Raw genomic sequence first — 25,377 nt, 5'->3', positions numbered from 1 at the left:
CCGGAGGGCGCACGAGGAGACAAAAATTCCCGATAGGAGCGAATCTCTTATCGGGAATATTTTTTTGTCTTCATCGGGCAGAGCGGCCGTCTACTTGTCTCTGTCCATGTTCAGGATCTTGATCACGAACACCGAGTGCGGCGCCTCGAAAGCGCGCTCCATCGCCTCCGTGAGTATCCTCATCACCGTGCGATACTCCCCGAAGACGCGCGTGGATATGCTTCCCGGCTCCACCTTGATCTCGTCATGCGTTTTCAGGTCTGCGATGAACGCCTTTACCGCCGGTTTGAACTCATTGCCGAGGGGGTAATAACTCAGCTCTACGGAACACTTCATAATGCACATATTTTAACATAGGTTCAACAATAATTTGTTTTTCACGCGAGAAAGTTAGCACATTTTTTCCGGTCCGCCACCCTCCCTTTTCGGAGAAAAAACGGCTTTTTTGCCTGTCTCTCAGAAACGGGATCAGTACTGGGCTGCGAGGGGGTCGGCAAAAAGCCCGGATTTTCGTGCGCACGAAAATATTTTTTTGTGCGCACGAAAATTTTTTTTCTTGCGCACGAAAATTTTTTTCTGTGCGCACAAAAATTTTCTTCCGTGCGCACACCTCTTTTTCCGGCTCCCTCGTAATGAATTTCGGGAGCGCGCTCTGCGTTAAAAATCTCTAAATTTCGGAGCCTTGCTTTCGACCGGAATCTTGCCGAAAAGAGTGCTTTTCTTTCCGCTTCGGAGGCACCGGAGAAGATTGGAAAGCTTCTCGGAAAAACGTATCTTTGCTGCGTTTATTCGGAACACTTTCCCTCCATGAAAGAGCTTGACAAGAGAAGAGATACAGACGGAATAGAACACGGCGTGCTCCAAGTGCGCGGTGCGCGTGTCCACAACCTCAAAAACATAGACGCGGATCTGCCACGCAACTCCCTCTGCGTCCTGACCGGACTGAGCGGCAGCGGGAAGTCTTCCCTCGCTTTCGACACCATATTCGCCGAAGGAAGCCGGCGCTACATCGAGACCTTTTCAAGCTATGCGAGAGGGTTTCTCGGCAACATGGAGCGTCCGGATGTGGACAAAATCACAGGGCTCAGCCCGGTGATCTCCATCGAACAGAAGACTACGAACAAAAATCCGCGCTCCACCGTCGGCACCACAACGGAGATATTCGACTTCCTCCGCCTCCTCTACGCCCGCGTCGCCACAGCCTACTCCTACAACACCGGCAGACCCATGGTGCGCTACACCGAAGAGCAGATCGTCTCCTCGATATGCTCCGCCTTCGAAGGGCAGAAGATTTATCTCCTCGCCCCGGTCGTGAAAGACAGAAAAGGACACTACCGCGAACTCCTGGAGCAGCTGCGCAAAAAAGGCTACCTCAATGTCCGGATAGACGGGCAGATGAGAGAGATAGAACGCAACATGGCACTCTCAAGATACCGCATACACAGAATAGAAGTAGTGATAGACCGGATAAAAGTCTCCGACAGCTCCGAAAGCAGGATAAAGGAGAGCGTCCGCACCGCTCTCAAGCAGGGGAAAGATCAGATGGTGGTCATAACGTTCGACGATCCCGACACACCACACTACTACTCCCGCTCGCTCATGTGCCCCACCACGGGTCTCTCCTACTCCGAACCGGCACCCCACTCTTTCTCTTTCAACTCGCCCCGGGGAGCCTGTCCGAAGTGCAAAGGCCTCGGGCAGGTAACAGCCTTGCAGGCAGAGAAGATATTCCCCAACCCGAAGCTGAGCATCCGGGACGGAGGAATAGAGCCGATAGGAAAACTCAAGCGGAACATGATCTTTGCACAGCTCATGGCGATATGCGAGCATTACGGCTTCTCCATAGACGACCCCGTGGGAGAGCTGCCCGAAGAGCTGATAGACGATATCCTGAACGGAACAAACTACACGCTGAACCGACCCAAAGAGATCCCCTCCGGGATGTTGCCCGAAAAGCTGCTGGAGTACAACGGACTTGCAGAGTACATCAACCGGTATGCGGAGATGGAAGAGTCGCACGCGGCAAGGAAGTGGGCAGAGCAGTTCAGCACTCATGTGCAGTGTCCGCTCTGCATGGGCAAACGGCTGAAAACCGAAAGCCTCCACTTTAAGATAGACGGCAAAGACATCATGGAGGTATCCTCGCTGCATCTGCCCGACTTCAAAGAGTGGATAAAGTCCCTCAAAACAAAGTTCGACAGCAGACAGTGGACCATCGCAGAAGAGATCATCAAAGAGATAGATGCCAGAACGGACTTTCTTCTTGACGTCGGCTTGGATTATCTGAGCCTGAACCGCTCCTCCGGATCCCTGAGCGGCGGAGAGAGCCAACGCATACGCCTGGCAACTCAGATCGGAAGCAAGCTGGTCAATGTCCTCTATATCCTGGACGAACCGAGCATCGGTCTGCATCAGAGAGACAATGTAAAGCTCATTCATTCCCTCAAGAATCTTAGAGATCAGGGAAACTCTCTTATCGTCGTCGAGCACGACAAAGATATGATGTTGGAGGCAGACTATGTCGTAGACCTGGGCCCCGGAGCCGGACGCAAAGGCGGACGAGTGGTCTTTGCCGGCACGCCGAAAGAGATGCTCGAACAGGATACTCTCACCGCCCAATACCTCAAAGGGACAAAGAGGATAGAAGTGCCCGCCTCTCGCCGAAAAGGTTCGGGGGAACTCTTGGTGCTGAAAGGCGCTACGGGGAACAATCTCAAAGGAGATACCATGCGCCTTCCCATCGGGACATTGACCTGTATCACCGGAGTGTCGGGAAGCGGAAAGTCTTCTCTCATCAACTCTACCCTCTACCCCATTCTAAGCCAACACTTCTACCGCTCACAGACTGCCCCGCTGCCCTATGAGGAGATAGAGGGACTGGAATATATAGATAAGGTAGTCGCCGTGGATCAAAGCCCCATTGGCAGAATGCCTCGAAGCAATCCCGCAACCTATGTGGGGATTTTCACTTTGATACGCAGCCTCTTCGTGGAACTCCCCGAAAGTAAAATGCGCGGCTACAAGCCGGGACGCTTCTCATTTAATATTAAGGGCGGCAGGTGCGAAACCTGCAAAGGCAATGGCTACAAAACCATAGAGATGAACTTCCTGCCCGATGTCTACGTACCTTGTGAAGCGTGCAAGGGAAAACGCTACAACAGGGAGACGCTTGAAGTTCGGTATAAAGGAAAATCCATCTCCGACATCTTGGACATGACGGTCAATAGGGCTGTGGAGTTCTTTGAAAACAATCCGTCGATCCTAAAAAAAATAAAGACTCTGCAAGATGTGGGACTCGGTTACATCAAGCTTGGTCAGCCCTCTTCAACGCTATCCGGAGGAGAGTGCCAACGCATCAAGCTGGCAACAGAGCTCTCCAAAAGAGATACGGGAAAGACGATCTATTTCCTGGACGAACCCACCACGGGACTCCACTTCGAGGATATAAGAATGCTTCTGAACATCCTCCAAAGCCTTGTGGACAGAGGAAACACGGTGGTTGTGATAGAGCACAACTTAGACGTGATAAAGTCCGCAGACTATATCATAGACCTTGGCCCGGAAGGAGGTACGGGTGGCGGAGAAATCATCTTTCAAGGTACTCCGGAAGAGATGACTGCTCCGGAAGTACTCTCCAAATCTCACACGGCATACTTTCTAAACAAAGAGTTATGAATATAGAATCCTCTCTCGAAACTCTCAACAATGAGCAGCGAGAAGCTGTGCTATACTGTCAAGGACACTCCCTGATACTTGCAGGTGCAGGATCCGGTAAGACCCGTGTGCTGACAACCAAGGTGGCATACCTGATAGCACAAGGCTACGCTCCTTACAGCATTATGGCACTTACCTTTACCAACAAGGCAGCCAGAGAAATGCGAGAGCGTATAGCTTCTACCGTTGGTAGGAGTGTAGCGCAGATGATACCCATGGGGACATTTCACTCTATATTCTCTCGTATTCTAAGACACTACGCTTCCCATATCGGCTTCACCTCCTCTTACACGATATATGACACGGCAGACTCTCGCGCTCTCATCAAGAGCATCATAAAAGATATGAAGCTGGATGAGAAGCAGTATAAGCCCAATACCGTTCAGAGCATCATATCGGGAGCAAAAAACAACATGGTATCTGCCAAGCAGTATGCCCTTTCTCCTGTTTTGACAGATGCGGACAGAAAGCGTCAGATGCCAAGGATAAAAGATATCTTTCTGCTCTATTCCGAAAGGTGTATTGCTGCCAATGCAATGGACTTCGATGATCTCCTACTCTATACTTACAGGCTTCTCAATGACCATCCGGAAGTAAGGGAAGAGCTCCAAGAGCGGTATAAGTTCATACTCGTAGATGAGTATCAGGACACCAACAGGGTGCAACATCAGATTGTGAAGCTTTTGTGTGGTGAAGACTGTATGGTTTGCGTTGTCGGCGATGATAGTCAAAGCATCTACTCATTTCGAGGAGCTCGGATAGACAACATACTCAACTTCCGGAAGTCTTTTGAGAATGCCGCACTCTTCAAGCTCACAAAGAACTACCGCTCCACTTCCAATATCGTAGATTTGGCAAGCGGTCTCATAGAGAAAAACACACAACGCATCCCGAAAGAGGTAGTAAGCGTGAAAGGACCGGGACAGAAAACCACTCTTATTTCATCTTACTCTGCCAACATAGAGGCACAAGCAGTAGGGGCAAGGATACTGCACCTTATACAAAGCGGTGTAGATCCGGAAGATATAGCCATCCTCTACCGCACCAATGCGCAAAGCCGTATATTGGAAGACCAGATCAGAGTGTTAGGCATCAAGCTAAGGATATATGGAGGGATGTCTTTCTACGAACGCAAAGAGGTGAAAGATGTTATCGCATACCTTCGCCTGTTGGTTAATATGGATGATGACGAAGCCTTCCGACGCATCTACAATATGCCGGCAAGGGGTATAGGAGCGACCTCCTTCGAGCAGTTGCACACGTTTGCCAAAGAAAAAGAGTGCTCCTATATGAATGCCATTGTCAATGAGTCCGAATTTTGCAATGCCCTCAAACCGGCTGCCGTAAAGAAGTTTAGAGCCTTTGCCGACATGATTTTGGGATTTAAGACAGAGGCTGCAAGCTCCACCCTATTGGAATTAACACAAAATATCCTTCACAAAAGCGGACTGTACAGTCTGCTGGAGTCTGATAAAACGGCAGAGGGAGAAGATCGTAAGCAGAATATTTCGGAGCTGCTCAATGCGATGGACGAATATACGGCTCTGAAGGAAGATGAAGGTGTGGAAGCACCCACACCGGAAGAGTATCTGCAAGAGGTTGCTCTCTATACGGATAGAGACCAAGACGAGAAAGATGATGCCCCTAAAATAACACTTATGACCATGCACACCTCCAAAGGGTTGGAGTATGACTATGTGTTTATAGTAGGTGTGGAGGATGGACTTATCCCGTCCGAACGGAGCATTGATACCATAAACGGAGTGGAAGAGGAGCGACGACTGCTCTATGTGGCTATCACAAGAGCCAAGATCGAGTGTTGTATCTCTTTTGCATACTCTCGTAGCAGCTACGGCAAGTATGTACAATCTTTCCCCAGCAGATTCTTGTACGACCTTGATGAAAAGTTCATCAACAACGAGAGCGATCTCAAATTCAGGAAAGAGAAACACTCTCCCTCATTTCTTGCAAAAGCCATAACACGAGAGAAAAAGCTGGAACCCCTCAAAAACGTTCCCCAAGCAGCCACTACGCAAGCACTCTCCTACAAAGAGGGAGATCGCGTCAATCATCATATCTTTGGGGATGGAACCGTTCAAGAGATGGTTCAGAGCGATCATGGAATAAAAATAAAAATCATATTTGATACCGAAGGAGAAAAACTGCTCATAACCCGCTATGCAAAGCTTACTCCAATCGAATAAAACAGACAACACCATACAATGGATACAGCATCTCTATTTCAATGGGCATTAGAGTCTTTGGACTACTTTACCATTACTCTCTTGATGATCATCGAGAGCTCTTTTATACCATTTCCTTCCGAAGTGGTCATACCTCCTGCCGCATATAAAGCGGCTGCAACAGGTGAACTCAATGTCTATCTTGTAGTCTTATTCGGAACAATAGGAGCTACGATCGGAGCTCTCATCAACTACTATCTGGCTCTCTTTCTCGGACGAAAAATAGTTTACAGATTTGCCAACAGCCGCATAGGAGCGATGTGTCTTATCAATGAAGCCAAAGTACAGAAAGCGGAAAGCTTCTTCTATAAAAACGGAATCATATCCACCCTTATGGGCAGGCTCGTTCCGGGCATTCGCCAACTCATTTCCATTCCTGCCGGACTTGCCAAGATGAAACTTCCACAGTTCATCCTCTATACTTTTATCGGTGCAGGTGTTTGGAACGCTATTCTTGCAGCCATGGGCTACTACTTCGCTTCATTTGTTCCGCAAGACAAACTTATGGACTATGTCATGAAGAACAGCCACCTTTTAGGTTACATCTTCATGGGAATAGGTGTCATAATTGTTGCCGTACTCATCTACAAGGGGAGCAAAAAGCCCTCTAAGTCCTGAATATATCTTGTTGTTTCAAGTTCGTCCATACTCTTATAAGTATCGTTCTGTACATTGATTGACACAGATAGAACGAAAAGACTTTTCGTATTGCGGCAAAGAAACTGTTAAGGGCTGACTTCTTTTGAGAAGTCAGCCCTTAAATTTTTTACAGAGGACGGAAATGTAAAGTATGAGAAAAGATGAAGTACCACATAAACATCTCATGCTACTTACTCCTTGACTTTACTCCGAAAAGGGTATCAATTACTCTAAAGCCATGATTAGAGAACAATAAAAAATCCAAAACAGAAATGGCAAATGGTAGAAATTAAACCTGCTCCAAATGGGAAAGATAGAACTTTTGAATACCAAATCTCAAAGACTATATACTTACTCCAATGCTCTCATCAAGTTCAGGAGTAGGCAATAAAGCTAATAGGAGACTATTCTAATATAAAATCATTGTCTTTTAACAAAACTTATCCGATCCTTTTACATAAGTTGAATCAATGTTATTCTCTTATTATTAAGTTCTTAGGTTTTATTCTTTTTTATCCGAAGGTCTATATTTTCTTAGGGCAGCAAGCGCCTCTTTTCCGGTGTAAAATATATGTATCCCAACACCATCCCTCCTCCCAAGAGTATCAGGTTGGCGATGTCTCGCATATCGTATCCCATCAGTTCTTCTATCGGACGTACTGAGCCAATGTAAGTATAGGTTGCAAATGGCAGATAAGAGCCAATCGGTTCGTTCGTAACAAAGATTGCAATACCTGTCAAAAGAATGCACGAAATAACGGGCAGCGTAAAATTTCGGGAGAACAAACTGAAAACCAACTCTATCATCCCGACACAGAATGAAGCCAGCAAGATCCTTGAGAGAATTTGTAGCGATGGCAACCAAACGGCATACTCTGCAAATGGATATGCCGGCATTAAAAAACCTAACAGATACCCGCCCAAAATGAAGCCTGCCCACGTAATAACAGACACTATTACGATCAGAAAAAATAGCACAAGCACTTTCGACAGATAGAGCTTCCACTTCGTAACGGGCAGAGAAAAGAGAGACCTGATGTTGTCATTCTGAAACTCGATCTCACAAAGCAAATAAGATACAACTGTTACAACCAGTGGCAGCATCAACGAAAGGAAAGGAAAGCTGTGGCGAGACCAGATCGTCATCCATGGATTACCGACATACTGAGGCATCTCATAGCCAAAAAGTCCGCTCCGCCCCTTATAGAGCATATAGATAAGTGCAAGCAGGTAGACGAGCAAAGGGGATAACAGACAGGAAACAATGATCCTGTTGTGAAAAACTTTATAGATCTCGGCTCCGCATAGAGCCGAAAGAGAGAGCTTGGATTTCATAACTATCTATTCTGTAAGGTAGATAAAAGCATTTTCGAGAGCAGAGCCTTTGTGGGTTATGTTGTATATAGAGATTCCGTCTTTCGACATGGAAGCTATCAGGCGAGCAAATTCATTTTCGTTCCCGATCTCAAACTCCACATGATTTGAATCATGAACGCCCAGCAAAGAAAAGTTGGAGTCATACCCCAGACGAGTGATGACAGAGGTATCATTGACCTTAAAACTTACGATGTCGGGCTGTTTTCTTGTCAGACCGTCAATATTCCCTTGGTAAAGTATTCTGCCTTCGTGGATGATGGCGACGTGGTCTGCCAGCTTCTCCAACTCCTCCAAGATATGGCTCGAAAGGAATATGGTTACACCCTCTTCCCGGTTCAGCCGCTTCAAGATCAATCTTAACTCATATATCCCTTGGGGATCCAACGCATTGAGAGGCTCGTCAAGAATCAACATCTTCGGGCGATTGAACAGACACATGGCCAGACCAAGACGCTGCTTCAATCCAGATGAAAGAGAAAGGGCTTTCTTGTCGGCATGATCACTAAGCCCCATTAGGGACAATACCTCCTCTTTTCGTTGTTTGCCCATCCCGAATATAGTATCAAGGTAGTTCAGATTTTCCGATACGGTCAGAAACGGATAAAAAAATGGGTGTTCTATCATACTACCGGAGAAAGAGCGCAGAAGGAGTGGAGACTCTTTAAGATTAACACCTCGAAAAAAAATCTCCCCCCTCCCTATCGGAAGCAACCCCAATAACAGCCTTATGGTGGTAGATTTTCCCGCTCCGTTTTTTCCCAAATAGCCAAACACGGATCCTTGAGGCACTTCCATATCGACTCCTCGAAGGACTTGGTTGCCTTGATAAGCAAAATGCAACCCTTTTATAGATAGTATGCTATCCATAGAACTGAATTTTTAATTAAACTATGCATCAAAGGTATATAATATATCTGTTATTATCAAAATCCAACGAAGGCTATTGTATCAGAAAGTAAGCTTTAGGTGGTTTATCAATACTTTCTACCCTTTTATGAGATAGCTTTGTGTCTTCTCTGTTTCTAACTTAAACACGAATAAAAAAATCTTCCATACACGTATAAAAGAAAGATTGATACCTTACAGAAGTGTAGTTCAAGGCTTGATAGGTAAAAACCGAGCTTTGAATATTGGAAAGCAAGGCATGAAGCGGAGAGAGCAAAGTGTGAAGCGGAGAGAGCAAGCCTTGCTTCTAACTTTCTAACCTGTTCAAGAAAGAAAAAGACCATGTTTAGATTATCTGCTAAACATGGTCTTTATGATTATGATAGTGGGATAACAGTGAGGGCTGCCTTTATCTTAAATGAGAGGCAATCTTCTACCGATAATCTTTCTACGGCTCTACCCTATCGAACAGAAAGGAGTATATGATGTAGTTGTCCAATCCGAACTTGGTTTTCCACTCAATGGGCGGAACTTTGCTATAATTGATGGCGCAGTAGGAACCGAATCCGTCCTCCATATAGAGGGGAGGAATGAAAACAAATAAAGGTGTAAAGACTCCGCGTTCAAACTTCGGATAGGCATGAGCGACGGAGAAAAAGATATAGTCTTTTGCCTGCTGCTCGTCCACTTTCAGTTCACGAGTGGCATCTTGCTTGAGGATGGGCAGATTGAAGCTCACTTTTAACGTGGCTTTTCCATCTTTATTCTTTGAAATCTGCCCAAGTCCGGAAAGAGGGTAAGATGTATATAGATCATTTTGGGAACGATGTGCCAAAATGTCGGCAAAAGAGATCGTGTCTCTCGCTACCGAGCCTCCTTCGATCTTCTCGATAAGTATCGCCTTGGGATGAGTCAGGGGCAAGGAGGAAGAGATTTTCAGTTTGTAGAGACGGACACCCAGAAAGTCCAACAGGTCGGACATATCACCTTCGGGAAGAGTATCGGTAACGGATAGAGTGTCGTCCTGCTCCCGGCTCTGCGCATTAGAAAGCAGAGGAAAAGAAAGAAGGAGTAGAAAGAGTAGAATTTTGTTCATAACAAATAAGTAGAATAAGGGTATAAAAAAGGGAATCTTCGACCGGGCAAAGCCGATGAAAGATCCCCTTTCTGTTTTATCTATGTCTTTATTGCTGTTTAATAGAAGCGTACTCTATTGTCAACAACATCCATCTTAGACATGAGCAGTCTCAAAGCCTGCATTCTTACCTTAGACTGAAGGTTGGCTTGGATAAGATCTCCTGCGTTTGCAACGGTTAGAGGAGAGTTGATATTAGGTACTCTCTCTTCAACCTTCACTACATAAACGCCATTCATACCCTTTACAGGAAGAACCTTATTGAGTGGAGCAGAAGCTGCCACAGCATTGAGAGCAGGTTCAAAACCGACACCATCTATTCTGGTGCTTGCAAAGCCCAAGTGTTTCAAAGTGTCTGCCGGAAGAGAGTGAGCAGCTGCAAATGCTTCCAAAGACTGAGGATTTTCAGACTTCAACTGTGCGAAGAGCTTTTCAACCTTCTTTTCGTTCAACAATACCGGACGAATCTCTTCTTTCGATTCTTCAAACGGCTTGTAACCTTGAGGTATCTCCTTGCGTACAACAGCCATTACAAACTTGTCGTCATAGTCTTTAATATCAGAGATAGATCCCTTTGGGTTATTGAATGCCCAGCGTACCAGCTCTCTACTGCTTTGGATATTTTGAGCAATAGCAGAAGATGATGGGTAAACTTCCATGTTGTAAAGCACTTGATAACCCTTGTTGATGGCAGCTGTATCTATACCTTCTGCCTTATTGTAAGCAGCCTTGAATGAGCTGATATCGTTGTATGCCTTAGTATATGTCTCTGTTCCGGGCTCTACACTCTTTGAAAGATATGCCACCTTATACTTATTGACCGGAGCTGTAGCCTTATCGACCAAAAGGATGTGCTCTCCAAAACGAGAAGAGAACTTGAATGGCTTATTGATCTGAGCAGAGAAAAGAGCATCGCGGAACTCTTCACCGAACGACTGTAGTGCTTGTACCTCTGTTACCCAACCAAGTTCACCGGCGTTGTCTTTAGAGCCGGGATCTTGAGAGAACTGTGCTGCAAGATCCGAGAAAGCTGCCGGAGTAGAACCCAATACATTCAAAAGGCTGTCTATAACCTTAGTGCCTTCGGCTGTTGAGGGTTGTAGAATATGGCGGATGAATATTGAATCCGGAGCCACTTTCCTGCCAACAAGCTTTGCCACTGCGTATGTACCGCTGTTGTGATGCACCGGCAACACAGCACCAACCTCTGCACTCTTGAGCTCATCCATCATTCCGGTGTAGAAGTATTCCGAAGAGAGAAGACCTTCTGAAAGGTATGAGTCGATATACTTCATATCTGAATAAGAAGAGATGATATCGTCATAGTTGTCTCCTTGAGCAAGTTCTGCCGCAGCATCTTCTATATCTTTCTTTGTGTCTTCCTTATCTTTTTCACTCGGAAGAAGAGTAGAGTAAATCACGTCAACCACTCTATATGCAGGCACTTTGAACATCTCTTTGTGAGTGTTGTAGTACTCTTTCATCTCTGCATCAGAGACAGAGACAAGAGAGTCCGGCATTGCAAAAGAGTTTTGTGCAACATAAGCGATGGTTGCAATCTCTTTTTCTTCTGTGGTTGCAGCAGCTATATCCAGCTTATTTGCAACAATTCCTTTGGTCAAAAGAGCATCGTACTTCTCATTCAAGCGAAACTCTTTGACTTGATTTTCTATGGACAACCAGTAAGCACGGTATTGTAGCAACTGCTGACGAAGTTCGGGAGATGCTTCATTTACTTGCTTCTCTCCAATAGACTTTCTAAACTCGATAAATCCATTTCTGTCAAAGTTGCCCTGCTCATCCTTAAACATCGGAGATTGTAGGATAAGAGGAGAAATGTTTTCACCTTGAACAAGATCGTAAACCTCTTCCGGAGAGATGGTAAGACCTATCTTTTCGGCTTCGCTATTCAAAACATTCTCCATGATGATCATAGAGTAGACTTGATTGCGAATCTGTTGGTAGTCTGCCTCTGTGAGCTCTCTGTTTCCACTGAACATCTTGTAGTTCTCAGTAGTCTCTTCCACCCTCTTTTCAAAATCTTGAATCTTGACATTCTCACCATTTACACTCAATACAACCATCTGGCTGTCTTGAAACAAAGCAGACCCTCCTCTGAAAAGGTCTCCAAGTACAAATGCAAGCATAGCCAAGCCCAATAGTACAACGAGCAAGATTGCATACTTACTTCTGATTTTCTCTAATGTTGCCATATAATGATATTATAGTTTTAATTTACATGATTTACGAGGAACAAAGGTACATATTTTTTACTGTATAGCTACACTATTCAGGGGAATTAGCTATGGTCAAACGTACCAACATTATTTTATTTTTTGTCGCTCTTATAATATTAAACTTAAAGCTTGGTTCCAAGAAGATAGCATCTCCTCTATTGGGCAGGGATTGATGATGATCCAATATCAATCCGGCTATGGTAAGATAGTCCGGAGAGGTAGGCAGATCAAGATCAAATTTATCGTTAATGTCATCAATCTCGGCACGCCCCGAAAAGATGTATTCGTTATCTCCGATCTTCTTCATCACAACCGATAGAGTGTCGTGCTCATCCTCTATATCACCAAAGATCTCTTCCAAAAGATCTTCGAGTGTAACTATTCCGGCTGTACCTCCAAGCTCATCCACGACAACGGCAATGCTCATCTTTTCCTGCATGAGCTTCTTCATCATCTTCTGAGCAAGTACACTTTCTGGAGCGTAAAGCGTAGATCGGATGCTCTCTCTCCAGTCTCCTCTCTGCTCGGAAAACATTTCCACCGAGTGTATATAGCCGATGATGTCGTCTATTGTATCTCTATAAACTATTATTTTGGAGAATCCGGAAGAGATAAACAACTCTAAAAGCTCTTGCCTTGTGGTGTTTTCCTCTACAGCAACAATCTCGTTGCGAGGGATCAGACAATCTCTTAGGTGAATATCGGAAAAGTCTATCGCATTCTGTAATATCTTTACTCCTCCTACCGTAGTCTCTTTACCTGCAGAGGTGTCGCCTTGATTTATCTCTATATAATTGTCCAAATCTATTTTGCCGAGCTTTACCTCTGCACTCATGTCCTTTCTTATTCCGAACAGGAACAGCAACAGATTGGACAAGAGAGCGGAAAACTTTGCGATAGGATAGAGGATGATGTAGATCAGAGCAAGGGGGAAAGAGAAAAATCTCAAGCTCCAGTTGGGATTGATTTTAGCAATAGCCTTAGGTATAAACTCTGCCGTTATGAGAATGATCGCCGTAGAGATAAGTGTCTGAGCAAGGACAACAAGAAACGGATTGGAAATAAAACGGGAAAGAGGAGGCTCCAAAAGCTGAGCCATAAGGAGACCAAAGACGACCAAAGCGATATTATTCCCCACAAGCATTGTGGTAATAAACTGTCCCGGATTGCTAAAGAAAAGTGTTTGTAGCTTTCCAATACGGTTGGAAGAAGATTTGTCTAACTCTATACGTAGCCTGTCCGATGAGACAAAAGCAATCTCCATCCCGGAGAAAAAGGCTGAAAATAAGATGCAAATGAAAATGTAAAGATAAATCATAGCTCTTCCTGATAAGTCTTGACTTAATTGGTCGTCGTGTTAATATCGGACTTATGTTTAAGTTTTCTCTCCTCTTTCTTCTTGGGAAGAGAGTCCGTAGGAGTGGTAGAAGCAGAAGATGTTCCGGAAGAAGCCTTTGAGTTGACCATCTCTCCGTCTTGCAGTAAAAAGTTTGCCATAGACTTCTTAAACTCAAACCGGGTCATCTGTTCGTTACTCTCAAATCCCTCGAGACCTTCTATCTGATTTCCATTGGCGAGATCTACCCTCACATATTCATCGGAATATATAAGTTGTCTTGTTCTATTCCAAAACATTCTATTGGTTGTAAACCTATCTCCCAATAGATTGATGATCTCAACATTTCCTATCAACTCCCAAGTATCTCGTCCTACATAGTAAAAAGCTGTATCGGACTTTACGGTAGCTTGCGGTACAAACAGGGTATCAAACTGCTCCAGATATATTCCTTTCGGGAAGCTCCACTGATCCAAAGTATCGTTATTATAAATATACCATTCGTCTGCCTTTAGCTTATATTTCGTAACACCGGAGTCCGAAATCAGTGTCTCTACTCCACTGGTATATACGGTATATGCAATGCTGTCCGAATTATCTTTTATCGCATCCGTCTTTGCACCTCCGCAAGATGCCAGAATAGATGAGAGACATAATGCAACAATAACACAACCCCATACTTGAGGTTGTGTTATTGTATTTATAAGGGTCTTAAAACCTTGTTTATGATCTTTGTCGTTGTCCACGTTTAGCTATTACTTCACACGAATAGTGGTACTTTCACCTATCCATCCACCGATAGCCATGCTTTGTCCCTCTTTAAGATCAGGGTGCATAAAGACATCTTCCTTGCTTGGATAGTAAGATCTGTATCTTGCGATCAATCTTCCTGCTTCCGCTGCGATGGATGGGTCTATTGCTCGTGCTCTTTCAAGCTTATCCACTGCAAGGCAATAAACGATGCGAGACTTCACTGAGTCATCCGGGAAGATTGAGTTAGCTGTTGCCGCATAAGCATTAGCAATCAATACCAATGGTGCTCCAAAGCCCGACTTTTCTTCCATAGCTTTATTGGCATATTGTCTTGCACGAGAGTACTGACCTTGTTCGTATGCAAGCTGGGCGATGATATAATATATATCTCCCTTTTGGTCTGAAGAGGTAGAAAGAGATGCAGCTTCCTCAAAGAGTTGATTCGCTCTTACTCTATCCTTATTCAGGTGAGCTCTTTTAGCGAGCCCCAAAGCAGCTTCAGCCGAAGGAGAGATAGCGTAAGCAAACTCAGATGCACGGAAATAGACATCACTTTCCTGGCAGTTTACTCTACGAAGAAGAGCGATAACATTATCCAAGTACTCCTTGTTGTCTTTGTTCTCTTCTATCTTACTACCATATATCTTTTGAAGCATATCGCAACTTGCAGCTCCACTTGAAGCAAATTGTGTATCTGCTGCAGTTTTAAGGTCTGTGTAGAGCTGTTGTCTGTCTGCATCACCACTTCCTTGAGCTTTCTTGAGAGCATCTTCATAGTACTTGGAGATAGTCAGATACTCATTTATATATTGCTCTTTGTGATCTGCATTCTTAATCACCTTCACCATGGAAGAGTAGAGGTAGAAGTTCAGAGCCATGTAGTCTGTTTTTTCTTTCTTCTCTGCCACAATATCCTTAAGCCAGTTGTAAACCAGTTCATAGTCTGCCTTTTCAGCCATTACCTCTATATAGTCGGCAACCTTAGAAGCTAAAATATAGTCAGGACCAAATTGCGGATCGTTTGCGAAATACTTCATTCTTGTATCGTAAACCTCCATAAGCTGGTTGATGAACTCTGTTTTCTCTTGTGGCGTTTTTGCTTGTGCCACTTTCCATTTCAAGATTTGAGGACCGACGATATAGATATCCTTAGTCATATCGGGGCAGTTCTTGTAAACCTTCAACCAGAAATCGTAAGCATCCTGAAAGTTGTTGGTCTTAGCATGAATCTTGAAGTAAGACACATTCTTACGACACTCTGTTGTATCAATAGCAGCATTCGGAGTAGAGTCTGCTATCACAGAAGCAACATTGTTAGCCTTAGAAGACCATGCACTCATTGCGATCATGGCAATGGTGAAAAGTAGTGTTTTTTTCATCTTATATTCTGTTTTGCTATTTTACATTCTTTGTTATCTATCACAAAAGACCTTTACAGTCGTTATCATCAATATATCTTGAGTTTACGGAACCACGTTTCACTGAAGTTTATACTCACGGAGAGCTTTATCGCGTCCTCTTTCAAGATAGCTTGTTTATCATTCAGACTCTTAACGTACTCCAAGCTCAGATTAAGGAGAGAAGCTCTCTCGTCATTAACATATATAGGAAGTCCGAGACCGAGAGATAGCCCTAAGGTCGAAGACTGTCCCCATTTATGATGTTGTATATAAGGTGTTGCATAGTTGAGCCCTGCACGATACACTATGTTGTCCGAATAGGTTCGAGAGAAAGGATTAGGAGTATAAGAAGCACCCAAAGCAACCTGCCAAGCATCCTTATATGATACATTCTGCTTTTCAAACAGATTGGGAACGCTTTCCCAATTTGTATATTTGACGTCCAATGCAGTCAAAAGTTTATTCTTATAATTAAAACTTCCACCGACTCCTATCTCCATAGGCAACTTACCAACGTAAGACTCTTCTTTGGTGGTAACATCGGGAGTAAGGACTTTACCAAAATCTCTATCTTCAAAAAGTACCATCTTAGGCCTATGACCCAAAGAAGGAGAAAATGTAGCTCCCAACACGGACTCCCACTCTTTGGTGCGATGATGATACTGTGCTCCAAACGCAGCCGACCATGTGGATGTATGCCATGTTTCTCTCACAAAACGTGTATTGATCAACGATGAATTGGGTTGAGAAAGCACTTCGTGTATCGTAGAACCGAAAAGGTAATTGACCTTTGCTCCCAACGATAACTTCTCAAACAACTTGAAACCAACTCCCATGTAAGCATTTTGCAACGATCCCTCACCCTTGAAAGTCTGTTTATATGTAGCATTGGGGAATCCTTCAATATCTCCGGAAGTTTGTGCCAAATACCCCACTCTCGAATAAGGGATAACGCCAAGGCTCAGACCCACAGAGTTGAAAAGAGACATCTGAAACGCCAGATAGTCTATGTTCGCCTGGAATGTACTCTTTTTAAGCTGATTCTCTCTGAACATCTTATAGTTCGAAGTGAGAGCTATATCAAAGACAAAAGATAGAGAATCCACAACGGAGAAGGCAGCCGGATTTTTGAAGTTGATCATACCATCTTGACGCAACCCTACACCGACACCTCCCATACCTCTGTACGAAACAGGGGAGGGATCCACCAAAGAGCCGTAACCATAACGAGAGAGGGGCGAAGTCTCAATATTTTGAGCCTCGGCTACTCCCACGAAACAAACCATTGCTACTGCAAACATTGCAGCAAGCCTTTGTACTATCTTTCTATACATTCGCTATCAATATCTCATTTAGTCCTGTCTGAACAAGACAACCATCTGCAAAGATGGTATTTTTCGCTATTGTTTCAAAATAAATTCGGTCTCCGCCCGTTAAATAAACCAAAACAGGAGCAACCTCTTTCGTTATCTTCTCCACCCATCCAGCCACTTCCAACACAGCGGAAGAGACGGTACCGTGATAGATACACTCTTCGGTGTTCTGTCCTATGAGAGACCCCGGATTCAATTTCTTGGATACCAAAGGCAGTCTGTGCGTGTAGTCGTGAAGAGCTTTCAGCCTCATATCCAGTCCGGGAGCTATGACACCTCCTTCGTAAACTCCATTCCGAACAAGATCTATCGTAATTGCCGTTCCGCAATCTATGACCAAAAAATCTTTTCCTTCAGCAAACAGATAAGCCCCTACACACGCTGCAACCCGATCCTGTCCCAGTTGCTCCGGAGAGTCGTAGGCAATCTTGAAAGGCAGACGAAGTGTCGAGAGGTCGAAAGGAATGGTTTTCAACCCTATTCCATTCAGCTCTGCTTCCAAAACCGAGCAGGGTACCGATGTTGATATTACCATACTCCTGACACTCTCTTTCGGTATATCAAGGTCTTCCAAAGCCTTCTGCAACGGAACAATAAGCTCCTTTACGGAAGAGGAAGAGTGTTCCCAGAGAGCGACCCGTCCGTGGTATAGAGTGGCTTTTAAGGCGGTATTACCGCTATCTATGGTCAAGAAAAAAGAGCCGACCAAAGATGTTCCTGCCAGAGACTTCCAGCAGTCGGTAAGAAGCGACAACTCCTTTTCCAATACCTCTGCAACCACAAAATTGCTTCCGCAAACCAGAACGACAGACTCTTCAGGGGCTATCATTGCTGCCGAGTATGCCTGTTCCAAAGCTTTCCACACCGGCTTAACCACAGTGTAATCAAGCGCATTGGAAGATGCCAGATCCGATAGTTTCTCCGCGGCACAAGCACGTTCGCCTCTGCTTTGGGTGATGTAATAGCGTGCACGTTTGGGCAGCATATCAAAGACGGCAGAGACATCCTTATCTTCCGCCATACCTATCACGATATGGAGCTTTTTCCCTTTATCGAGCACGGACTCCAGGTAAGGGCTGAGATGAGCCCATGCTCCGACATTGTGCCCGGTGTCTATATAAAGATCCGGCATGCTGCTCAGCTTCTGCATCCGACCTGCAAGCCCTACACTCTCTACGTTCCAAAAACCTTTCCGGACAGCTTCCGGGTCTATTTTCGATCCCTTCAAAAGAGTCTCAAGAAGCCCTAAAGCGGTCAGCACCGTAGTGGCATTCTCCAGCTGATGAGCACCTTTGAGAGGGAGCTTTATCTCTCCAAAACGACAGCTATCCAGCTTATATCCTCCCTCCGGATCCTCTTCGTAAGAGCGCAGAACGGCTTTTCTGTCGCAGAGATAAAGCGGAGCACTCTCCTGCCGAGCCTTATCTTCCACCACCTGTCTCACCTCTTCACTCTCATGGTTACCCAATACAACGGAAATGCCGGGCTTTATAATACCGGCTTTCTCACCGGCTATCGCAGCCAATGTATCTCCCAAGTAGGTGGTATGATCGAGGCTGACATTGGTGATAATACTCAAAACGGGCGTGATGACATTGGTACTGTCCAAGCGTCCTCCCATTCCGACCTCTATCACGGCAATATCCACTTTTTTATGGACGTAGTAGGCAAATGCCATTGCCGTGGTAAGCTCGAAAAAAGAGGGAGAGAGCCCAAGCTCCCTGCACCATTCTCTGGCAGAGTTGCAGAAATCTATAACAAACTCTTGCTCTATCACTTTGCCATCTACACGGATTCTTTCGGAAAAATCTACAAGGTGAGGGGATGTGAACAACCCTACTCGAAGTCCGCTCTCATGCAGCACCGAGGCAAGAAGAGAAGAGGTTGATCCCTTCCCATTGGTACCTGCCACATGAATGGTAGATATTTTCAGATGAGGATTGCCAAGCTTCTCGAGGAGTTTTAAGACCGTTTCCAATCCCGGCTTATACGCCTTTCCCCCCACATTCTGAAACATGGGAAAGCTATTGAAAAGATAAGTGGTTGCTTCTGAATATGTGGATATTCTGTCCTTCATTTTTCTATCAAGGGGCAAAAATACACATAATTTTTCTTCCTTAATAGCTTTCAGACAAGTTATTTTATACTCCTCTCCGATGCTCGTTCAAAGAACAGCTATGCCACCCGACAGCACAAGAGAAAAAGAGAGCATTTCAAGACAAAATGGCAGTACTCTATTTTTATATATTCCGTACCGAAGCCTCTGCCCGATTTTCCCTCTCTCTATTTTGATCGGAGGGGTCGTTTTCAAAGCACGACCGAATTGTTAAATTCGCCCCATTTTATTAACACCATTTTCGATACCCGTTCACCCAAAACAGTAAACGAGCATATTCTTTCGGCTTAACGTGTTTAATTTTTCAATGAACACGTTTACCGATTTCATTAAACACGTTTACCGGATNTTCGGCTTAACGTGTTTAATTTTTCAATGAACACGTTTACCGATTTCATTAAACACGTTTACCGGATTCGATTAACGTGTTTAGCCAAAAACATCAAACTGCTAAATATCAATAGATTAACTATTTTCGCCCTAAAATGCCCCTGAAAAGGCAAATTTCTTTATTAGGAAACGTTTACAGACAAAGGCGTTAAATTTTATGTTTATTAACGCGAAAAAGCCCCATCAAACGGACTGAGAAAAAAATTTTTCCAAATTCGCGATTTTCTGTATAACCCTAAAAATCAATACTCTAAGCCACCTCTTTGTGATCATGAAGTGCAACATCGGAAAAAAAGAGAGCAGATCGGAGAGAAAATCGGGAGATTCATTTTTATATAAAAGCACCACCAAAATGCTGCTTTTTTGAAGTTCGGATTGTGGAAAAATGCGGCATCTTTTTCTACCTTTATACCCTAAAAAGAAAAAAGATGGAAGAAAAAAAGATTGCACTTATAGAGACTTCGGATGGGAGTCATACCATTCTCATTGATGGTGGTAATGAAAGCTATCATTCGACCAATGGGGCAATAACCGAGTCCAAACATGTTTATATCCGTGCCGGACTGGAACATTTTCTGGAACAGACCTCAAGCAGAGAGGTTCGGATCGGGGAGATAGGGTTTGGTATGGGGCTGAATGCAGTGTGTGTACTGGAATACGCCCTTGCACATCCGGAACTGTCTTTTGAGATGCGGAGCATTGAGTACGAGCCTCTACCCACCGGCGTTCTTCTCTCTCTGAACTATGCGGAAAGGCTCGGTATGGAAAAAGAGCATGTCGAGCAGATTTTCCGTGCAGAATGGAATGCCCGAACCGGGATTCTTTCCAATCTGACCCTGATAAAAGAACACGCCGATGCTCTTGATTTCAACTTTGAAAACGAGAGCATCGACGTGCTGTTTTTTGATCCTTTTGCGCCTGACAAAGTGGAAAGTCCGCTTTGGAGCGTTCCTTTCTTCAAGAAAATGAGAGCCTGTCTTAGGAAAAACGGCATCCTCACAACCTATTGCGCAAAGGGCATTGTAAGAAGAGGGCTTCAAGAAGCCGGGTTCAACGTGGAAAGACTTCCGGGTCCTCCGGGAAAGAGAGAGATACTCCGTGCCACAAAATTGTAGCTCTACTCTGCTGCTTTGGTACTCTTCTTTGTTGTCTTTTTCTTGGCTTTCAGTTCGGAAAGCTCTTTTTCCAGTGCCACGATCTGCTTATCCTGATTTTGTATGGTAAGCACCAACGCACTCAGTTCTTCGTTTTCGATGGAAGTCGGATACTGTGCCTGAATACGGAGAACCACATCGCTAAGAACATTCATATAGTTGTTGAAAGCATCGTAAGCATTATCATACGGACTGAAAGGCCTTACATCCTGATAGAGTGTAGTCATATAGAAGAAGTGGTCGCAAGACTGAAGATGCAACCAGTCCAGGAACAGCCTTCGGTCTGTACTTAGTCTCAACCGTTCTCCCCACTCGCCCAACTTTCTGAATGCTTCTTGTTGTAACACATTGCCAAGCCAGGAAGTGATACCTTTTTCCTCTTCCGACCAAGAGATAGGAGACGGAACAGAGAGCGGTGCAGCCACTTCTTCCTGCTGAAGGATCTCGGATGGCAGTGCCATGGATATGCCTCTGCTTTCCAACGTAGTAGGCAGAGCCTTGAGAAACTCAAAGATTCCGGAAGGACGCTTGTGGATATGACCGAATGTTTCCAATGGGATATCTATGTAAACAAAGCTTTCTACCTCGGGAAGATTGGCAAACCAACCGGCAAGCTTCTCTGTGGTAAGAGGATACTCGGACCAGTGCAGGTTAGAGAAGTGTCGTACAAGATCGGAGCTGTATGAGGCATTGCGCAACATCAGTTTAAGCTCCGGAGCTTCTGCCGAAGAGTACAGATAGTTGGGACTTTTCCAGCCAAGAACGTGCTTTGCCCCTTCCGTCATCATCGCCTTAAAGCCCATCTTTTGAGCCGTAAGAGCTATATCGTCCGAGTAGATCAGCTCTGTGTTTCTCAACACTCTCGGAGAGACTCCGAAAAGAAGTTCGATCTTCTTGGAAAGCACCCCGACCTCTCTCTCAAACTCTGCGGTATCTCCCAATGAAGAGAGGGAGTAAGAGTATGGTGCGGCGATGAACTCTATCTGTCCGGTAGAGTTGATGTCCAAAAGAAGATCCAACAACTCCGGAGCATACAGCTCTATCTGCTCGAATGCAGTACCGGATATGGAAATGGAGAATCGGAATGGCACCCTGTCCTGTATGATAAGATCTCTTATTGTTCTAAGTGCAGGAAGGTAAGACTCTTCTGCTAACAGACGAAAGACTTCTTCGTTCTGAAAATCGTCGAAATAGTAGTGGTCATTCCCTATATCAAAGAAGCGATATCTCTTCAGCCTGAAAGGCTGATGCAAGTTTAGATTGAGACATATTCTTTTCATGACTTTATCTTTGATGTGAAAATATTCTTAGTTAATGGTTATTCCGTAAAAGTGCTGCAATGCTACCTCAAAAGCCGGTCGTAAATATGCCTTACTTTGAGCCCTGCATCTTCCCACTTGATATTATTTACCTCTTTCAAGCCCTCCTCTTTGAGGAATGTGTGAAATGCCGGATAGGTTACCAGACCGTGTATAGCGTCTGCCAAAGCATCCACATCCCAGTAGTCCACTTTGATGGCATAGTCCAAAATCTCGGCACAACCGCTCTGTTTGGAGATAATGCTGGGGACACCGCACTGCATGGCTTCGAGAGGAGAGATACCAAACGGCTCGGAAACGGAAGGCATCACATATACATCGCTTGCCTTGAAGACTTCGTACACCTGATTTCCTTTCATAAAGCCCGTAAAGTGCATCCGATCGGATATGCCTCTCATGGCACTCAGACGGATCATCTGATCCATCATATCTCCGCTTCCTGCCATTATAAAACGAACGTTCTTCGTTTTAGCCAAAACTTTTGCAGCTGCTTCAATGAAAAACTCAGGACCTTTCTGCATGGTTATTCTACCAAGAAAGGTTACGACCTTATCCTTTACGCCCTTCTTATCCCTTATACTCAAGATAGAAGGGCTAAGTGGTGTTACGGCATTGTGAACGGTGGTTACCTTCTTGGGATCTTGGTGATACTTCTCTATCACGGTATTACGGGTAAGATTACTTACAGTGATAATATGATCGGCGTAATCCATTCCGTTCTTCTCTATGGCGTATACCTGCGGGTTCACTTGCCCTCTTGACCTGTCGAAGTCCGTAGCGTGAACATGAATGACCAAAGGCTTTCCACTAACGCTTTTGGCGTGTATGCCGGCAGGATAAGTGAGCCAGTCGTGAGAGTGAATAATATCATAGTCGAGCTGTCTGCTCAATACCCCTGCCATTATAGAGTAGTTGTTGATCTCCTCCATCAGGTTATCCGGATATCTTCCGGAGAATTCAAGGCATCCGAGTTCGTTGGTATGCAGATAGTTGAAATCGGTATAAATCCCTTCACGCAAATGGAAGTAGAGTTCCGGAGACATTAGTCTTCCTATCATTGCATCCACTTGTTCTCTGCTCACATTACGATACACGACAGGAACTTGAGATGCTCCTATGATACGCAAAAAGGACTGATCTTCGTCTCCATGCGGTTTAGGAATGACGAATGTAATATCCATATCCTCCTGCAAACTCATACCTTGAGTGAGTCCGTAACTTGCCGTTCCGAGTCCTCCAAGTATATGCGGTGGGAATTCCCAGCCAAACATCAATGCTTTCATATTTTATCTATCAAGGTATTTCTCTGATTAGAAAATATCGAATATATCATCACCTCTGCGCATATCATCATCCAGCCTGTTTTTGATCCTGAGTATCGCGCTGATACTTGTGGCATAAGAGATCTCCCCTCTACTATAAAAAGGAGGAGTGGCATCGTATAGCTCGGAAATGGTACCGATTCCGTGGTTGGAAAGCTCTCCTTCAAACGGTATCATCATGCGCTCCACAAAAGAGTATCCTGCCCTTCGGAAGAGATGAAGATATGCACTCAGGTAAGGATACATAAGCCAACTCCAGACACCTCCATTGTAGTATGATAGAGACCTGTCCCTCAAACTTCCGTTACAATATCCCTTATAAACTTTTCCCATAGGGCTTAGTGTCCGTAATCCCAACGGTGTCAAAAGCTCTTTCGTCACGATGTCGAGCACCGATCTTTGAAGCCTTCGGGAGAGTGGTGAGTACATCAAACCTATTGCGAACAACATATTGGGTCTTACACTCCAATCTTGAGGCAGGTTGGGATTAACGTAATCGAAGAGATAATTATGCTCATTCACGAATACACGAACAAAAGATTCGGAGACTCTTGCGATCTCGTCTTCCAATCTGTCGTTATCGGGTTCAAGCAATGTTTTATAGAAGCACAGAGCATTATACCACAAGGCATTAAACTCCACGATATAGCCTTCTCTCTTGACAACCGGTTGGAAATCCCACTCTGCATCCATCCATGTAATGGGGCGGTTATCCTTGCTCCATGCGTAGAGCAGTCCGTTGTTTTCCAGCTTCATGTTCGGATGCCTGCTGGACGAAATATAATTTATGATGTATCGCAATGTCTCTCCGAACTTTTCGCGAGTGTCTTCCGGACTTGTCCACTTGGAGTAATCTATTATTGTATTCACCGCCCAAAGAGGAATATCCGGCTTATCTATATCCATTATGACAGAATCCACCTGTCCGGTTTCCATAAAAAGCTTAAGGGCGGGCCAGAATGTATTCCAGATTCGATGGAATCTTTCCGGCTTTCCTATACCGAAACTACAACCGGTAAGTGCAATAAGCATATTTCTTGCCTTTACTCCTCCCCATGGATAACCGGACATCAGGTAAGCACGCTCCTCATTCGGCTGATAGTAAAACTGGTCTGCGGCATTTACAAGACAGTTCTTAAAACTTGTTCTTGGCGTGCGTTCTTCAACACTTTCATCAAATAAAGAGGAGATCTTTTCGGGTTCCAAAGGAGAGAGACCTGCGGAAAAAATGATGGATTCTCCGGTCTCTATTTCGACCTCAAAGTATCCGGGCATCGGAAGATCCTCGGTACAGGCATGACCTCTTTCCCTCTCTTTATCGTACAAAAAGTGTTTGTACCATGTGGGCTGAGAGATATACTCGTTCTCTTTAGTCATTTGGAGAGCAAGTTTAGGGAATCCGGGATAGAGGCAAAACTCTTGTCCGTTTATCACCGGAGAGGCATTAAGGTTGGCATCTTGCGTTTCAATGCACAACTCTTTCACGCTCCTAAATCCTAAGAGAGGACGAAAACGAAGGGTTGTCTTCGCTTGAGACCCCAAGAGAGTGTATCGGATAAGCACCCGATCATCTTCACGAGAGAGTGCGATCTCTTTAGATAGAATCACGCCACCTACTCTGTATATTGTTTTAGGTACGCCATCCAGATCGTACTCACGGATATACTTATGACCATTAGGACTAAAATGCTCCCCCTCATACTTATGCACGGCGAGATTGAACTCCGCTCCATGCTGTATGACGGTCTCGTCCAAAGAAGAAAGAAGCACATAGTTGTGAGGTCCTAAATGTGTAATAGGAACGACCAATAACCCGTGGTATTTTCTTGTGTTCAGACCTATTAAAGTGGAACAGTGGTAAGCACCTCGTCTATTTGTACGCAATATCTCTTTATTGAGTACCTCTTCGAGGTTACTCATACTACTTCTGTCAAATTTCAGATAGCTCATAACAGGCTAATTTTAGTAGATTCATTCTCTTTCA

Annotated in this window: 17 protein-coding genes; 4 read left to right on the top strand and 13 right to left on the bottom strand. The window is 44.7% G+C overall.

The window, feature by feature from the left end; all coding sequences use genetic code 11:
• Positions 1 to 90: 90 nt before the first annotated feature.
• A complete protein-coding gene (locus HQ29_RS05015; RefSeq protein ID WP_036845870.1) occupies positions 91 to 336 on the bottom strand; it encodes a thiamine-binding protein in 246 nt (81 codons plus the stop codon).
• A 471-nt stretch (positions 337 to 807) separates the two neighbouring features.
• On the opposite strand from HQ29_RS05015, the gene uvrA reads away from it, so the two are divergent.
• The 3 genes from uvrA to HQ29_RS05000 are packed head-to-tail and all read left to right on the top strand — an operon-like array spanning position 808 to position 6,575.
• Positions 808 to 3,675, top strand: coding sequence for an excinuclease ABC subunit UvrA (gene uvrA, locus HQ29_RS05010; RefSeq protein WP_036868008.1), 2,868 nt, complete (start codon positions 808 to 810; stop codon positions 3,673 to 3,675).
• The gene (locus HQ29_RS05005) at positions 3,672 to 5,918 is read left to right on the top strand and encodes an ATP-dependent helicase (protein WP_036868006.1); all 2,247 of its coding nucleotides are present in this window, start codon (positions 3,672 to 3,674) and stop codon (positions 5,916 to 5,918) included. Before uvrA ends, HQ29_RS05005 begins: the two co-directional genes overlap by 4 nt.
• An 18-nt stretch (positions 5,919 to 5,936) precedes the next feature.
• Positions 5,937 to 6,575 (top strand): DedA family protein, encoded by a 639-nt coding sequence (locus HQ29_RS05000; RefSeq protein WP_036845865.1) that lies wholly within the window; start codon positions 5,937 to 5,939, stop codon positions 6,573 to 6,575.
• Positions 6,576 to 7,130: 555 nt separating this feature from the next.
• Here the strand turns inward: HQ29_RS05000 and HQ29_RS04995 are convergent.
• From HQ29_RS04995 to HQ29_RS10405, 9 genes are all read right to left on the bottom strand, one after another.
• A complete protein-coding gene (locus HQ29_RS04995) occupies positions 7,131 to 7,931 on the bottom strand; it encodes an ABC transporter permease (RefSeq protein ID WP_036863139.1) in 801 nt (266 codons plus the stop codon).
• A gap of 6 nt (positions 7,932 to 7,937) precedes the next feature.
• The gene (locus HQ29_RS04990; protein ID WP_036868004.1) at positions 7,938 to 8,840 is read right to left on the bottom strand and encodes an ABC transporter ATP-binding protein; all 903 of its coding nucleotides are present in this window, start codon (positions 8,838 to 8,840) and stop codon (positions 7,938 to 7,940) included.
• A gap of 466 nt (positions 8,841 to 9,306) precedes the next feature.
• Entirely contained in the window at positions 9,307 to 9,954 is a 648-nt protein-coding gene (locus HQ29_RS04985; RefSeq protein ID WP_036845854.1) for a hypothetical protein, read from the bottom strand.
• 98 nt (positions 9,955 to 10,052) lie between these two features.
• The gene (locus HQ29_RS04980) at positions 10,053 to 12,206 is read right to left on the bottom strand and encodes a peptidylprolyl isomerase (protein WP_036868001.1); all 2,154 of its coding nucleotides are present in this window, start codon (positions 12,204 to 12,206) and stop codon (positions 10,053 to 10,055) included.
• A gap of 73 nt (positions 12,207 to 12,279) precedes the next feature.
• Complete coding sequence (locus tag HQ29_RS04975) at positions 12,280 to 13,548, bottom strand: hemolysin family protein (protein WP_036868000.1); 1,269 nt, start codon at positions 13,546 to 13,548, stop codon at positions 12,280 to 12,282.
• A 23-nt stretch (positions 13,549 to 13,571) separates the two neighbouring features.
• Positions 13,572 to 14,312, bottom strand: a complete 741-nt coding sequence (gene lptC / locus HQ29_RS04970) for an LPS export ABC transporter periplasmic protein LptC (protein ID WP_052089838.1) — start codon at positions 14,310 to 14,312, stop codon at positions 13,572 to 13,574.
• Positions 14,313 to 14,321: 9 nt separating this feature from the next.
• Positions 14,322 to 15,698 (bottom strand): tetratricopeptide repeat protein, encoded by a 1,377-nt coding sequence (locus tag HQ29_RS04965; protein WP_036863152.1) that lies wholly within the window; start codon positions 15,696 to 15,698, stop codon positions 14,322 to 14,324.
• A gap of 68 nt (positions 15,699 to 15,766) precedes the next feature.
• Complete coding sequence (locus HQ29_RS04960; protein WP_036863154.1) at positions 15,767 to 17,053, bottom strand: PorV/PorQ family protein; 1,287 nt, start codon at positions 17,051 to 17,053, stop codon at positions 15,767 to 15,769.
• A complete protein-coding gene (locus HQ29_RS10405; RefSeq protein WP_052089837.1) occupies positions 17,046 to 19,169 on the bottom strand; it encodes a type III pantothenate kinase in 2,124 nt (707 codons plus the stop codon). The genes HQ29_RS04960 and HQ29_RS10405 overlap by 8 nt, the downstream gene beginning before the upstream one ends.
• A gap of 857 nt (positions 19,170 to 20,026) precedes the next feature.
• Between HQ29_RS10405 and mnmD the strand changes: the two genes are divergently transcribed.
• Positions 20,027 to 20,713, top strand: coding sequence for a tRNA (5-methylaminomethyl-2-thiouridine)(34)-methyltransferase MnmD (gene mnmD, locus HQ29_RS04950; protein WP_036863156.1), 687 nt, complete (start codon positions 20,027 to 20,029; stop codon positions 20,711 to 20,713).
• A 2-nt stretch (positions 20,714 to 20,715) separates the two neighbouring features.
• Here the strand turns inward: mnmD and HQ29_RS04945 are convergent, their stop codons facing one another.
• The 3 genes from HQ29_RS04945 to HQ29_RS04935 form a co-directional block, all read right to left on the bottom strand.
• Positions 20,716 to 22,032, bottom strand: coding sequence for a glycoside hydrolase family 57 protein (locus tag HQ29_RS04945; RefSeq protein WP_036845841.1), 1,317 nt, complete (start codon positions 22,030 to 22,032; stop codon positions 20,716 to 20,718).
• Between the two features lie 62 nt (positions 22,033 to 22,094).
• Positions 22,095 to 23,354, bottom strand: coding sequence for a glycosyltransferase (locus tag HQ29_RS04940; protein ID WP_036867997.1), 1,260 nt, complete (start codon positions 23,352 to 23,354; stop codon positions 22,095 to 22,097).
• 27 nt (positions 23,355 to 23,381) lie between these two features.
• Complete coding sequence (locus HQ29_RS04935; RefSeq protein ID WP_036867995.1) at positions 23,382 to 25,343, bottom strand: glycogen debranching enzyme N-terminal domain-containing protein; 1,962 nt, start codon at positions 25,341 to 25,343, stop codon at positions 23,382 to 23,384.
• Between the last annotated feature and the right edge of the window lie 34 nt (positions 25,344 to 25,377).

The organism is Porphyromonas canoris, assembly GCF_000765975.1.
Classification (GTDB): Bacteria; Bacteroidota; Bacteroidia; order Bacteroidales; family Porphyromonadaceae; genus Porphyromonas_A; species Porphyromonas_A canoris.
This window is presented reverse-complemented; position numbering and strand designations above follow the sequence as displayed.